This window comes from Rhodococcus sp. CH91, assembly GCF_022554085.1.
GTDB lineage: Bacteria > Actinomycetota > Actinomycetes > Mycobacteriales > Mycobacteriaceae > Rhodococcus.
Map to the genome: position 1 here is coordinate 647,766 of NZ_JAKFYR010000002.1, position 12,923 is coordinate 660,688.

Below are 12,923 nucleotides of genomic sequence, written 5' to 3' on the forward strand. Positions count from 1 at the left end.
AGGAAGCCGTGGCGACGCATTTCTCCGTCGGGGACCACGTCCGATGGAACTCGGAAGCCGGATACGTCGAGGGAGTGATCATCGAGAAGCACACCGAGGATGTGGAGTTCAAGGGACACGTGCGCCGGTGCAGTGAAGACGATCCGCAGTACGAGATCCGGAGCGACAAGACCGACCATGTCGCGATGCACAAGGGTGGTGCGCTGAAGAAGATCTGACCGGAGCGTGTTGTCAGGTGAGCAGTGCTCGGCTGTTGTCGAGATACAGCGAAGATTAGCGAGATGGGCGGGGCAGATCAACTGGGCCGGTCGAAGCCTTATAAGGCTTCTGAGCTGCGGTTTCCCGGAATGAAACCTTGACCACCGCTCTCGTCTTACCGAGCCTCTGTCAATCTGTAGCGGCGTGCCCTGTCAATCTTCACTGCATCTCGGCAATANACCGCTCTCGTCTTACCGAGCCTCTGTCAATCTGTAGCGGCGTGCCCTGTCAATCTTCACTGCATCTCGGCAATAGTTTCCGGGGACGTCCGTGTCATTTCCAGACTTCGTGTCACCGACGTGCCATTTTCCACGTTTCGTCACCCGGGCGGACACTGTCGAAGTGCCGCGGACCGGCGAGGTTGGGGTCAAGTAGGTGCAGGGCACCGGAGATCCTGTCACGATGCCCTTCGCTGGGCCGGCGTGCCGTTGAAGCGATCATGGGTTTCGTCGGGGCCCACCCGTGATCACCGACGCGGTCTCACCGTCGATATCGATCGCGAGGCCGGCGGTCGTCAGTGGACGTGGTGGCTCGGGCCCGAGTTTGTGCTGAGGTGCACGGTGGTTCGGGTGGCTACCGAGGTGTTCTGGGTGGCGTGGGCGAGGTGAGCACAGACGCGGTCGATCGCCTCGATCAGGGCGGGGAGTTCCTCGATGGTGGCAGCGGTGACGGTCAGTTCGAGGGTGCGGGTGCCCCGGTCGATGACAGCCTTGCCCTTGGCCGAGTGCACGTCGTCGCGCCCGGCGAGGCTGCGGGCGGCAGCGGCGGCGAGGGCGCCCAGGTCCACGCTGATGTTGCCGAGACCGGCTGGTTCGCTCATCTGCAGGGGCTTCGCTTTCGCCCGAGGGGTGTGCGCCAGCAGCCAGCGGACGCCGAGGGCCAGGCAGAGCACCCCGGCTACGGCCACCGCCCAGGGCCACCATGGGGTACCGGTGGCGGTGACCAGGGCGGGCGCGGTGACGTGGGTGGGGATGCGCGGCAGGACGGTGGTGTTCCAGATCAGCGCGCCGATACCGAGCGCGATCAGGAGGAGACCGACGACCAGGGCGGCGAGCCGGTCGACGAACGTAGCCGAGCGGGTCATCTACCGGCCTCCGGTTCGGGTACGTACGGTTATTTTCGGGGTTTGGGCGGGGACAGCGAGCACGTCGCGAACGGCGGTTTCGATGGCGGTTCGGATCGAGGTGTTGCTCGCTTCGGTGACCTCGGCGGTGATAATCATTTTCCGGCGTGTGGCCACCGAGTGGGCGGACAGAACCCCGGGGACGCGTTCGGCTACGTGTGAGGCGGCACGAGCCAGGTCGACCGGGTCGATCCATACTGCGGATCGGGCAGCTACCTCGATCGCGGTTTTGCGGGGCGGTTTGAGCGCGCATATCACCATCCAGAGTCCGACGAGGAGGGCGGCGATTCCGGCTGGGATCATCCAGAAGGAAAAGCTCAGGCCGTCGATCCAGTCGATAGCGGCATCGATCCACAGCGGCCCGGTGAGCCAGCCGGCGGCGATGACGGCGTCGTGGAGCGCGACGATTCCTAGGGCTATCAGGATTACCGCCAGGACGAACCCGAGGAATCCGGCGGCAGGGGCGGCGACCGGGGTGCGGCCGGCGGCGGGCATCACTGCGCGCGAGGATTGTGCGGAGTGCGTCCGGGGTTCCGTACCGGTGGGTGGTGCCGGGGTGGGCCGGGGCGCAGGGTAAGAGTCGGTACTCATCGCGTATCCCGAAGGGAGACATCGTCGGCGAGGTCGAGGATCTGCGTGATGGCCACATCCACGCCGTCGACGTGCAGACCGGTATAGACCGCCAAGTCCTCGGCGACGCTGTGTTGCACCGCGCGGGCGACCTCGGGCAGCGGCCGCGACCAGGACACGGCAATCTCGAGGTGGGCTCGGGCGCGGCCGGCGGCGATGACCACACGCGCTCGGGGAAGCTCGCGCCTGGTGAGCTTGCCCAGGCCACCGGCCCCATGGGCGTGCACACCGGGCGTGCGGAGGGCGGCGTGGACTGCCACGCGCTGGGCCGCCGCATTTTCGATGATCAACCGGCCCCGTCCGTCGGTCGTCTCGGGCTCGTCGGGCTCCATGCCGGGCGGGGGGTCGTGGTCGGAACGGTTCGTGGGGGTGGGAGATGCCGCGCGGGAGGGCGAGCTGTCTCGGCTGTTATCCACGACCGCGTCCTCGTATCACAGCCCCGAGATCGATCTCGCCGTCGCGTTGTCCGCCGAGTAGGTATCCGACGGTGCCCAGGACGAGGGCGATCAGAAAACCGGTCAAGCCACCTGCTGCGGCGGCGACACCGAGAAGCAGACCTGCGAGCAGACCCTGAGAAGCTGTGAGCATCGAAATCTCCGAACGTGGGGGCCGGCAGGGCGCTGCACGGCCTGAAGGTGCACCGGACGGTCACACCTGGCTGTAGCGGGGGGTGCCGGGTAGTACGCGGACACCGACCCGGATCGCGCGCCGCGCCCAGCGCCGAACTCCGGCGTGGCGCCGATGCAGGTGTACCACGATCACCGCGTTGTGGTCGGGGTATCGCGTGTCCGTCCGAGCAGGGTCGGGGAAGGCCTCGTCGATTGCGGCGAGCGCGTCGACGAAGGCGGCGGGATCGCCTCCCCGATCGGGGTGTAGCCGGCGGGCCGCGGCCCGCCGTGCTCGGATTCGGTCGCCGTAACGGTCCCATCGCTCGGTCGCCGGCACCTCGTTCATCTCCTTTCGACCGACCGTGCCTGGATGGATTGCATCGGAGCAGGCAGGACGTCCTCGACGGTGACGTCCACCGGGCCTGCGGTCAGCGCGGCTACTGCTTGGCGGATCAATGCGGCCGTCGAGAGGACAGGGGCTCCGAAGACGATGCTGACGTGGACTTCGGCATGGTCGGCGTCGAGGCGGATCCCTGGTACTCGGCGTCCCGGCAGGTATGTGCCTACCTCTCCGAACGTGCCGGCGTGCAGCCCGGCGACCCCCGGTACCGCTACCACTGCGGCCGCGATCCGGTCGACGCGTTCACCGATCGCCTCGATCCGTTCCGTCATTGCCTTCGCCCTTCCCGGTGAGGTGTGGCGTCCTGTCCGTGGACGGGATTCATTGCACCCGTGTGGGAGCCGATTCGGCGGGAGTATCGTCTTCGTTGTCGAGGTGCACGTCGTGCACGGTGATGTTCACTTCGGTGACTTCGAGTCCGGTCATCCGTTCGATCGCGGCGATGACGTTGCGGCGGATGCCGTTGGCCAGGTCCACGATCGACACGCCGTACTCGGCGGTGATGTCGAGGTCGATGGCGGCTTGGCGTTCGCCGACTTCGACGGACACACCCTGCGAATGGTTGACGCTGGCGCCGGGGATGCGTTCGCGCAACGCCCCGACCATGCGGGAAGCTCCGCCCCCGAGGCTGTGCACCCCGCTGACCTCGCTGGTGGCGATGCCGGCGATCTTCGAGACCACGGTATCGGCGATCGAGGTATGCCCGTGCGAGGTCGCCAGAGCCGACCCGGCGCCGGAGGGCGAGTCCTTCCCGGCGGTGGAGGCCGGTTGTGTACTGGTCATCGAGCACCAACTCCTCAAGATGGGATGCCTACCGAGGTGTAGTCGGACAGATGTGCGTAAACCGAACGCCCAAAATTGTGATGTGCACCACACTTGAAGGGTGGTCAGGCGCCACGATCAACCTGCAGCACCGTCGCCGGCGGCACCACCTCAAAGAACCCGGCGCGGCCCACCGACATGCTCCGAGGGCCGAAGAATCACGAGGGTCGACGAACCACCCACATCACCCCGAAACCGTGCGACCGGGGCCGACTGGATCGACGCGGACGACGAGGCCCTGCGGGCGGCGGCCGCGCTCGGAGACCGCGAGGCCTTCGAAGTCCTCGCCCGCCGCTACGGACCGGCCCTGTACCGGTATGGGCACCGCATGCTCTCCGAAGAAGCCGACGTCGCCGACGTCGTGCAGGAAACCTTCCTGGCCGCTTGGCGGCAGCTCGGATCGTTCCGAGCAGACTCCTCCCTGCAAACCTGGCTGTTCTCGATCTGCTCCCACAAGATCACCGACATCTACCGCCAGGTGCGGACCGTCCCCCTCGACGAACGTCTACTCGAAGCAAACACCGACCCCGCCACGGATGTCCCGTTCTCCGGGGCGTCGAACAGCCAGTTCCTCGCTGCCCTCGACGCGGCTTTGGCGGAACTTCCCGTCCGCCAGCGTGCCGCCTGGGTTCTACGAGAAATAGAATCGATGACCTTTCCGGAAATCTGCCGCATCCTCGGACTGAGCCCTGAGGCGGTACGAGGTCATCATCATCGAGCGACCAGCACCCTACGACGACGACTGAGGCGATGGCGGTGACCGACCCCGACGACCTACTCGTCCGCGCTACCATGCTTCTGCGGACGGCACCGGAACCCGGCTGGGACACCATCAGCGACCGCGTCCTGGCGGCGGTGCGCGTGACACCGCGCCCAGCCTGGCCCCTGGCGACCACCTCACACGGTCCGTCCCGGGATGGTTCGATCTTTGTCACCGACCACGTACTGCGCAGCATCCTGGCCCGGACCCTACGGGCACGGTATCTGGGCCGACCCACAGCAATCGACCTCGACACCGAGGGGGACAGTCTGCGAGCGGTGAACCTCGAGATCACCGGCAGCTACGGCACCGATCTGCGAGAACTCGCCGAACAAGTCCGCCGCACCGCAACCGAAGTCATCGATGATCTGTTCACGGATGCCGCTGCCCACACGCCCCACCCGGTCACCGTCACCGTCACCATCACCGACATCGTCTCCGGCCACGCCGCCGCTCCTGAGAGGTAAAGACCGGCGAACCCCAGCTGAGGCACCGAAATCTGCATAAAGGGGACTGTCAGGTAATCGGTGGATCCGGTTCTGACACATGGGATTAGTTGGTGTTCGGGGTGATGCGTCCTTCGAAGGTGATCGCGAAAGCGTTCAAGGCTCCTTTCCACCGTGATGTCCATCGTGCGCGCCCCTTGCCGGTCGGGTCCAGAGCATGGGTGGCCAGATACAGGCATTTGAGCGCGGCTTGCTCGTTCGGGAAATGCCCACGCGCCCGGATCGCCCTCCGATACCGGGCGTTGAGCGACTCGATCGCGTTCGTCGAGCAGATCACCCGGCGGATCTCGACGTCGTAGTCGAGAAACGGCACAAACTCCGACCAGTTGTTTCCGCATCCGGACGATCGCCGGATAGCGCGGCCCCCACTTGCCGGCGAACTCGCCGAACCGCTCCTTTGCCGCAGCCTCGGTCGGAGCGGTGTAGATCGGCCGCAGATCCCGGGACATATCGTCCCAGTACTGCCGGGCGGCGAAGCGGAAGGTGTTGCGCAGCAGATGGATCAGGCAGGTCTGCACCACCGTCGGCGGCCACACGGTGGTGATCGCCTCGGGAAGACCTTTGAGCCCGTCGCAGACGGCGATGCACACGTCCTCGACACCGCGGTTCTTGATCTCGGTGAGCACCGCCAACCAGAACTTTGCGCCCTCACCGCCGTCGCCGGCCCACAACCCGAGGATGTCGCGTTCACCGGCGGTGGTGACCCCCACCGCGACGTAGACGGGCCGATTGGCGACCTGACCATCGCGGATCTTGACGTGGATCGCATCGATGAACAGCACCGGATACACCGGGTCGAGCGGCCGGGCCGACCATTCGGCCATCTCGGCGAGGACCTTGTCGGTGGTACCTCCCTGCACGCAGTGCTCGGGGGAATCTTGCTGATCGTTTCCTTCGACACCGTCGCGCCATAGACATCGTCGAAATGCGCAGCGATCTCGCCGGTGGTCAGACCCTTCGCCGACAGCGACAAAATGATCTCGTCGACCCCGGTCAAACGCCGTTGGCGTTTCTTGACGATCTGCGGATCGAAGGAGGCATCGGTGTCTCGCGGGACCTGGATTTGTACGGGGCCGATCTCGGTCAGCACGGTCTTGGTGCGCCGGCCGTTGCGGGAGTTGCCGTTGTTTCTCCCTTCTACCTGGTGTTTTTCGTAACCGAGGTGCTCGTCCATTTCCGCTTCGAGGACGGTTTCGAACACGGTGGCGGTGAGTTGGTTGAGTAGTCCGTTCGGGCCGACCAGCTCGACGCCGTCGGCTTTGGCCTGGGCGAGCAACTGCTGCGCCAGCTGCTGGGGATCGATCTTCGGCTGATCCATGGGATCGAGTGTTTCGGTCATGATGGTGCCTTCTCGCCAAGCAAGCTCGGCGTGTCGGCCAAAACCGGTTCAAACCGTTATCCCGACCGTCCCGCATAAAGCAACCGGCAGCAGGAAAAGGGCCCCGACCGCAGCCTGGGTGCCTCCGAATCCCGACCCCGAGGCGAGACGATGTCGCGGGATGCCAAAGGCACACTCTCGTATTGTGAGGCACTGAATGCGTAGGTCGTCGGTGTCGGCGACCGTGCTGTGCACCCCCGCCGAACCACGCTGGTCGCTCCGACGCGGGAAGCGCGAAGTTCGTGGCAAGAACGTCAACAGTGGCCCCCCTGGGAGGAGGAACAGGTGCGGTCCCGGTCGAGGTGAGCGGTCGACGCATCCTGCCCGTATGCGAGGCCCGGAGCCGGCAGGTCCAGCTCTTGTCGAGCCGTGGATCTATTTCTTGGTCCTGACATTTCCGGCCGTACATCCTGGTGCCCGCGTGGAGCAGGCATGTCGGAGGGTCACTGCCGTATCCGGGGGTACGCGCGAGAGCGAGGCGATCGACGGATGCCGTGTCGACCTCACTCGCCGAATCACCTGCTGCCTCCGTGGTTTTCACGCTACGGGGTCTGAACTGTCGGGATTCGGCAGTGTGGCGGAGAGGCCGATGAGCAGAACGTCGAGGCCGCGTTCGAGTTCTGCGGCACCGTCATAGGACGCCAGCACGGACGACAGACCCCGCAGGAGCGGGAAGTCGCCAATCGGTAGTCGATGCAACCCCAATCGCAGCAGATCATCATGCTCCTCGGGGCGTTCGACGAGTTCCTGAAGTTCGGTGAGGACGTGACCATAGAGAAAACCGAACAGAGCCCGGTAGACGTGCAGGGCATCGGCGGCAGTGAAGCCGGCCCGGGTGAGCAGCGTGAGGATGTCCTCGAGCGGGCGTAATGTCCCTCGGGGTCGCAGCCCGAGAGGGGTCGCCAGCGGCCGGGTGACAAGCAAGGGGACCACATGGGGATGCTCGAGCGCCAACCGGCGGAAGTCGCGGGCGACATGCCGAAGCTGAGTTGTCCATTCCCCCTCGGCAGTATCGACGCGGAGTTGTTCGAGCACGATCTCGGCGACCCCGTCGAGGAGCGCGGTCTTGTTCGGAGCGTGCCGGTAAAGGGTCATCGGGTCGCGGCCGAGGGCTTTGCCGAGTCGGCGCATGGACAATGCATCGATGCCGTTGCCGTCGATGAGCTCGAGGGCTGTGGCCAGGATCTGCTCTCGGGTGATCGCGCCACGTTCCCGGTCTGGTTCACCGACAGAGTGCCGCGGGCTCTCGGCAGGAGATTCGGCCATCGGAACACCTCTTTTCGGCCACTGCTGTCCACCGTAGACCCTGACTGTAGGACTCGGATGTAGATCTACAGCGTTGACACAGGGCCAAGAGGGGCGTGTACTTGGATGTACAGCACAGGCCTCGGGAGGCCGTCATGATCGTCACCTTCGGACTCGTCGTCCTGTTTGCGGCCGTGATCGTCGAACTCGCCGGGGTGCTGAGCAACAACGGCGCCGGATACACATTGATCGACGGTCACCGAACCGATCAGGGCACCGCTCTCGGCGGCAGCGCCCACTGACGATCCGCCTCGAGCAACACGGGCTGCATTCCACGAAGCATTACCAATCGAGCACCACCATTCGAAATCAGGTCGCTGTCATGATCATTCTCGGAATCGTCCTTGCCGTTGTTGGTGCCCTCACCGGTTTGTCGATCCTGCTGTACCTCGGAATCGTCCTCGTCGTCCTCGGAGTGGTACTGGTGATCTTGGGGTCGACGGGCCACGCGGTCGCCGGCCGCCGCCACTACTACTGACCCTGAGATCGCCGCGCCCGCGTCCCCACCCGCAATGCGCACGGGGACGCGGGCGAACAGGAAGGACACGACGCCATGGCGATCTCCGACATCAAGCGGTACGCGCATCTCACCGACACCGACGTCGAAGCCCTCAGCGCCGAACTTGCCGGCATTCGCCGCGCAGTCACCGCATCGCTCGGCGCCGCCGATGCCGCGTATATCCGCCGCACCATCGCCTTCCAACGACTTCTCGACGTCGCTGCACGATTGACGATCTATTCCAGCAGGAGCCTGGCGGGTCAGCTCCTCGGGGCGACCGCGCTCGGTGTGGCCAAGAGCGTGGAGAATATGGAGATCGGCCACAACATCTCCCACGGCCAATGGGACTGGATGAACGATCCGGAAATCCACTCCCGCAACTGGGAATGGGACATGGCCGGCCCGTCCTCGCAGTGGCGTTACTCGCACAACTATCGCCACCATGTGTTCAGCAACGTCGTCGGAATGGACGACGATCTCGGCTACGGCGTACTCCGAGTCACCCGCGACCAACCGTGGAAGCCCGAACATCTGCTACAGCCGGTGCGGAACCTGTTGCTGGCGGCCACGTTCGAATGGGGGATCGCTCTTCATGATCTGCATGCCGAGCAGGATCGTATCGGCACCGTCGCCGAGAAATCCGCCCCCCTACGGGCGTTGATCGGGAAGACGGTCCGGCAGACGAGCAAGGACTATCTGCTCTTTCCCGCCCTCAGCGGACGCCGCTGGCGCCGCACACTGGCTGCGAACCTGACTGCGAACCTGCTGCGGAACCTGTGGGCGTATGTCGTGATCTTCTGCGGACACTTTCCCGACGGCGCCGAGAAATTCACTCGCGCCGAACTCGAGAACGAAACCCCGGCGGAGTGGTATCTGCGACAAATGCTCGGCGCAGCCAACTTTCGGGCCGGACCGGTGCTGGCGTTCCTGAGTGGCAACTTGTGCTACCAGATCGAACACCACCTGTTCCCCGATCTACCCAGCAACCGCTACGCACGCATCTCCACCCAGATACGAGCCCTGTGCGAGAAATACGACCTGCCCTACACCACCGGCTCCCTCGCCCGGCAATACCTGTTGACGCTGCGAACCATTCACAAACTCGCACTTCCCGACCGATTCCTACGAGCAACCTCTAATGACGCTCCCGAGACGGCCTCCGAGCAGAAGGTCCGCGCCATACACGAAACCCTCGGGACAGGCGGACAAACACCACATCGCCGACATCGCACCCGAAAGGCGAAACGTCGGGTACCGCATGGTGTGTGACGTCGTCGCAGCCTTTCTCGGGTGGGTTCAGGTCATGTGACGATCGATACGCACCAGCGATCGTCACGCCCACGAACAAGACCGTGTAGTACTGCCGCCACTGCTCGCGATCAGCGCGTACGATCGCGCGGGGTCGATCCGCGCTGACTCCGCGGCACGTGCCGGTCGCCCAGAGACGAGCGTAGGCTCAGCTGTATCCGACCGCATCACGCGCTCACCGCACGATTGCGCCCTTTACCGGATTCACCGACTCGGCCTGTCAAGGCCACGACGGGAGCGTCCCATGACGCCATCGCCACCGCCGCACACATCTACCCCGACTCCACGAGTGCATCTCCATACGGATCCGACGGATTGCATCGACGCTACCTGGTGGCCGCGAACGAGAAGCCTCGCCACCGAACTCCCCGATCTGATCACCGCACTGCAGCTACGGACCGGGTCGATCTCCCGCGTGGTCTACGACCCGAATACCTGGCTTCCCGCCAGTGGACGGCTGTCCATGGACGAGCGCTCTGTGCGCCTCGATCCGTACCTGTTCGAGCGGTCCGACACCGTGTATGTATACGGGACCAACGGCAATGTCATGGTGCTGCAGGTCGTTCACCCGACGCCCGAACCGGTTTCCTCCGCAGCAGATGAACCCGTCTGAACTGTGGCATCGAGAAATGCCGAACCCGACGCCCGAACATCCTGTCGGCGCCCAGAAAGCGACCGGGCGGTGCTTGAGCGAGTGCGGGCCGCTCATAACACGGTGCACGTCGAATCGGACCGAGCGCCGAGACCGCCGTCGCGCCGGTCCTTCTGGCGGCGGTGCTCTCCGGGGCTGAGCAGAGATCCGGAGATGCGACCTGACCGGTCTCCGCAGGCCAACGCTGCGCCTTGGCGGTCTGTGCTGGCCGCCACGTGGGCTCTCTTGCGGTCTACCGGGCCACGGTGTGCCGATTTCCGACCGCGTGACCGCGGGAACAGTAGGCTGAAGGTGCCGGGGCCTGAAGTGCGAGACCATGCCCGGTCTCGTCGGCGCCGTCGACATGAGCAGGCCGCCCTGCGGCCCAGTCAGGAGCGTCGCGATGACGCTGCACCACGCCCGGATCCGCTCGGATCGCTCTTTCTCTCGTTACCCCGCCGAACCTCGGCGACTTCGCGGTAATTGTCGCGAGTACCGGGTCCGGTGGATGGCCGCCACGGGCCTCGGATGCCGGCACCGGCCTCCATCCGGACCCGACACGGGAGTATGACATGAGCAGACTTCCGCGGCGCCTGTTCACCAATCGTGACCTGGGACGTTTCCACGCTGCCGCCGACGGTGGACAGCCCTTCGACGCCCCGACCCGCACGGTGCGGCTGCTTCTGCGCGACCCCGACGAGCACTCCACCGGTGTCGACGGCGCCTGGTGGCCGCGGGGCGACAATGTCACCGCCGAACTCCACAACATGGTCTCCGCGCTGACCTCCCGCCTGGGACGAACCGAACGGATCGCCTTCGACTGGAATGCCCTGAGCATCTCCCAGCGAGGTATCGATCCTCCGGACGGTCTCGACTTCGTCGGACCGGCACCGGATCAGCCACGCAACCAGATGTACGTTTTCGGCCGGGATGGAACCTGCCTCCGGTTGTTGATCATCGAGCCCATGCTCGATGCCGACCGAGCGTACGAGGACATGCAGAAGACCGTGGCACCGAAGCCCGAACAAGTCTGAGCAACATAGTTGTTCGGTCATCGACAGACCGTCGCGGTGCTGCCGTGTCACCACGACAGGCCTGAATGTGCACAGGGTTCCGGCGCCAGTGGTGTCCGGTCGAGGATCACCTCGATTACCGAAGACCGGGGATTCGGGCTCCTGACAAATCCACCCGCCTCGAACAACAACCTGCACAGTCGAATGAAAGGCGCCTGATGATGCCTCTGCCCCCCATGATCGAGGCCGTTCTGCAGACCCACTACCGCCTCCTGCGCACCCCGCTGGCGATGCTCGAACAGCACCTACCGCATCATCTCGCCCAGGGCTCTGCTGTTCATTCGGTCTGCCGAGCAATATTGATCTCGTGTGACCGCACGGCCGCTCGTGTGCTGCACGACGGGGCGGCCGCCCGTGCCGCCGACCGGGGCGAGCATCACCGCTCCGCCGATCGCGACGCCCATGCCCGGAATCAAGGCGACCGAGACCTGCGGGACGCGGCCGTACTCGACGAGCACCGTCGCCGATTCCTCGACCGTCAATACCGGGCCGGACACACCTCGCCTCCGGTACAGGCACCGAATCGAACTGTCCGTCCCCCGGCGCCCCCGGGACGGCAATTTACGTGTCGCGTACCGGGTCTGTCGGAGGGTCTCATCACACGGAAGGATGAGAGCCATGGGAGCACCGCGAAAGTACCCGGAGGAGCTGAAGGAACGAGCGACGCGACTGGCAGTCGAGGCACGCCGCGATCCAGGATCGAAAGCAGGAGCGATCAAGCGGATCGCTGATCAACTGGGCATCCACCCCGACGCCATGCGCACGTGGGTTCGTCAGGCCGAGATCGACGGTGGTGTCCGTCCGGGCGCCACGACAGACGAGGCGAAACGCATTGCCGAACTCGAACGTGAGAACCGAGAACTGCGGCGTGCCAACGAGATCCTGAAACGGCCTCGGCGTTTTTCGCGGCAGCGGAGCTCGACCGCAAACTCGAGTGATCGTCGACTACATCGACGCTTACAAAGCCGGTTACGGGGTCGAGCCGATCTGCCGAGTCCTCGCACAGGCCGGAGTCCAGATCGCCCCGTCGACGTACTACGCAGCCAAAACCCGCCCACCATTGCCGAGGACTGTCCGCGACGGCGACCTGACCGAGCAATCCACCGGGTCCACGGCGAGAACTACGGCGTCTACGGGGCCCGCAAGGTCATGCGGAACTGAATCGACAAGGAACCAGGGTGGCCCGGTGCACCGTCGAACGCTTGATGCGCACCGCCGGGCTTCGCGGTATTGCACGGACGAAGAACCCGCGGACCACCATCGCCACAGCGGACACCGACAGACCCGCCGACCTGGTCAAACGCGGATTTACGGCCTCGGCGCCGGACCAGCTGTGGGTCGCCGACATCACCTGTGTCCGCACGTTCGCCGGATGGGTCTATGCGGCGTTCGTGATCGACGTGGGGGCACCTCCCTGGACGAAGTCCTTGGGGGAGTCTCCCGTCGCGTCATCGGCTGGCAACTGTCGACGAGTCTGCGCACCGATCTCGCCCTCGACGCACTAGAAATGGGCATCTGGACCCGCGAACATACAGGTCAGGACCTGTCTCGGTTGTTCCACCACTCCGATCGCGGAGTGCAGGGCGGATTCAACCGGTCGATGCAACACCGCGTTGTTGGAG

The 12,923-nt window shown here is 65.0% G+C and carries 19 protein-coding genes, 1 pseudogene and 1 other annotated feature; of the genes and pseudogenes, 10 read left to right on the plus strand and 10 right to left on the minus strand.

Features of this window, described 5'->3' with window-relative positions:
* Positions 1–8 precede the first annotated feature (8 nt).
* Positions 9–218 carry a DUF2945 domain-containing protein gene (locus MOM01_RS06685; RefSeq protein WP_241384595.1) on the plus strand — a complete coding sequence of 70 codons (210 nt, stop codon included), beginning with the start codon at positions 9–11 and terminating at the stop codon, positions 216–218.
* Positions 219–772: 554 nt separating this feature from the next.
* Here the strand turns inward: MOM01_RS06685 and MOM01_RS06690 are convergent.
* The 7 genes from MOM01_RS06690 to MOM01_RS06720 all read right to left on the minus strand — a co-directional run bounded on the left by MOM01_RS06690 (position 773) and on the right by MOM01_RS06720 (position 3,802).
* Entirely contained in the window at positions 773–1,342 is a 570-nt protein-coding gene (locus MOM01_RS06690; protein WP_241384596.1) for an alkaline shock response membrane anchor protein AmaP, read from the minus strand.
* A complete protein-coding gene (locus tag MOM01_RS06695; protein ID WP_241384649.1) occupies positions 1,343–1,876 on the minus strand; it encodes a DUF6286 domain-containing protein in 534 nt (177 codons plus the stop codon).
* Positions 1,877–1,968: 92 nt separating this feature from the next.
* Positions 1,969–2,427 carry an Asp23/Gls24 family envelope stress response protein gene (locus MOM01_RS06700; RefSeq protein WP_241384597.1) on the minus strand — a complete coding sequence of 153 codons (459 nt, stop codon included), beginning with the start codon at positions 2,425–2,427 and terminating at the stop codon, positions 1,969–1,971.
* Positions 2,420–2,599 carry a hypothetical protein gene (locus MOM01_RS06705; protein WP_241384598.1) on the minus strand — a complete coding sequence of 60 codons (180 nt, stop codon included), beginning with the start codon at positions 2,597–2,599 and terminating at the stop codon, positions 2,420–2,422. Before MOM01_RS06705 ends, MOM01_RS06700 begins: the two co-directional genes overlap by 8 nt.
* Before the next feature lie 60 nt (positions 2,600–2,659).
* The gene (locus MOM01_RS06710) at positions 2,660–2,965 is read right to left on the minus strand and encodes a hypothetical protein (protein ID WP_241384599.1); all 306 of its coding nucleotides are present in this window, start codon (positions 2,963–2,965) and stop codon (positions 2,660–2,662) included.
* The gene (locus MOM01_RS06715) at positions 2,962–3,291 is read right to left on the minus strand and encodes an Asp23/Gls24 family envelope stress response protein (protein ID WP_241384600.1); all 330 of its coding nucleotides are present in this window, start codon (positions 3,289–3,291) and stop codon (positions 2,962–2,964) included. The genes MOM01_RS06710 and MOM01_RS06715 overlap by 4 nt, the downstream gene beginning before the upstream one ends.
* 49 nt (positions 3,292–3,340) lie before the next feature.
* Entirely contained in the window at positions 3,341–3,802 is a 462-nt protein-coding gene (locus MOM01_RS06720) for an Asp23/Gls24 family envelope stress response protein (RefSeq protein WP_241384601.1), read from the minus strand.
* A gap of 100 nt (positions 3,803–3,902) precedes the next feature.
* Here MOM01_RS06720 and MOM01_RS06725 point away from each other — a divergent pair, with 100 nt between their 5' ends.
* Both MOM01_RS06725 and MOM01_RS06730 read left to right on the plus strand, forming a co-directional pair.
* Positions 3,903–4,601: an RNA polymerase sigma factor gene (locus MOM01_RS06725; RefSeq protein WP_308196966.1), complete on the plus strand. Its 699-nt coding sequence runs from the start codon at positions 3,903–3,905 to the stop codon at positions 4,599–4,601.
* Positions 4,598–5,068: a hypothetical protein gene (locus tag MOM01_RS06730; protein ID WP_241384603.1), complete on the plus strand. Its 471-nt coding sequence runs from the start codon at positions 4,598–4,600 to the stop codon at positions 5,066–5,068. Before MOM01_RS06725 ends, MOM01_RS06730 begins: the two co-directional genes overlap by 4 nt.
* Positions 5,069–5,153: 85 nt before the next feature.
* On the opposite strand, the pseudogene MOM01_RS06735 reads toward MOM01_RS06730, so the two are convergent.
* Positions 5,154–6,446: pseudogene (locus MOM01_RS06735) on the minus strand (IS256 family transposase).
* Positions 6,447–7,022: 576 nt separating this feature from the next.
* Positions 7,023–7,751, minus strand: a complete 729-nt coding sequence (locus MOM01_RS06740; protein WP_241384604.1) for a TetR/AcrR family transcriptional regulator C-terminal domain-containing protein — start codon at positions 7,749–7,751, stop codon at positions 7,023–7,025.
* 134 nt (positions 7,752–7,885) lie between these two features.
* Here MOM01_RS06740 and MOM01_RS06745 point away from each other — a divergent pair, with 134 nt between their 5' ends.
* From MOM01_RS06745 to MOM01_RS06765, 5 genes are all read left to right on the plus strand, one after another.
* Entirely contained in the window at positions 7,886–8,032 is a 147-nt protein-coding gene (locus MOM01_RS06745) for a hypothetical protein (RefSeq protein ID WP_241384605.1), read from the plus strand.
* 80 nt (positions 8,033–8,112) lie between these two features.
* Complete coding sequence (locus MOM01_RS06750; RefSeq protein ID WP_241384606.1) at positions 8,113–8,268, plus strand: DUF6131 family protein; 156 nt, start codon at positions 8,113–8,115, stop codon at positions 8,266–8,268.
* A gap of 75 nt (positions 8,269–8,343) precedes the next feature.
* Positions 8,344–9,558 carry a fatty acid desaturase family protein gene (locus tag MOM01_RS06755; protein ID WP_241384607.1) on the plus strand — a complete coding sequence of 405 codons (1,215 nt, stop codon included), beginning with the start codon at positions 8,344–8,346 and terminating at the stop codon, positions 9,556–9,558.
* 328 nt (positions 9,559–9,886) lie between these two features.
* Positions 9,887–10,210 (plus strand): DUF5994 family protein, encoded by a 324-nt coding sequence (locus tag MOM01_RS06760; protein ID WP_241384608.1) that lies wholly within the window; start codon positions 9,887–9,889, stop codon positions 10,208–10,210.
* Positions 10,211–10,800: 590 nt separating this feature from the next.
* Positions 10,801–11,262, plus strand: coding sequence for a DUF5994 family protein (locus MOM01_RS06765; protein ID WP_241384609.1), 462 nt, complete (start codon positions 10,801–10,803; stop codon positions 11,260–11,262).
* A 284-nt stretch (positions 11,263–11,546) separates the two neighbouring features.
* Here the strand turns inward: MOM01_RS06765 and MOM01_RS06770 are convergent, their stop codons facing one another.
* Positions 11,547–11,798, minus strand: coding sequence for a hypothetical protein (locus MOM01_RS06770; protein WP_241384610.1), 252 nt, complete (start codon positions 11,796–11,798; stop codon positions 11,547–11,549).
* A 121-nt stretch (positions 11,799–11,919) separates the two neighbouring features.
* Here MOM01_RS06770 and MOM01_RS23390 point away from each other — a divergent pair, with 121 nt between their 5' ends.
* Both MOM01_RS23390 and MOM01_RS23395 read left to right on the plus strand, forming a co-directional pair.
* Positions 11,920–12,462: a transposase gene (locus MOM01_RS23390; protein WP_374112265.1), complete on the plus strand. Its 543-nt coding sequence runs from the start codon at positions 11,920–11,922 to the stop codon at positions 12,460–12,462.
* Positions 12,197–12,328 (plus strand) — a sequence feature (AL1L pseudoknot). (Overlaps the previous gene by 132 nt.)
* Positions 12,459–12,806: a hypothetical protein gene (locus tag MOM01_RS23395; protein ID WP_374112272.1), complete on the plus strand. Its 348-nt coding sequence runs from the start codon at positions 12,459–12,461 to the stop codon at positions 12,804–12,806. The genes MOM01_RS23390 and MOM01_RS23395 overlap by 4 nt, the downstream gene beginning before the upstream one ends.
* The last annotated feature ends 117 nt before the right edge of the window (positions 12,807–12,923 follow it).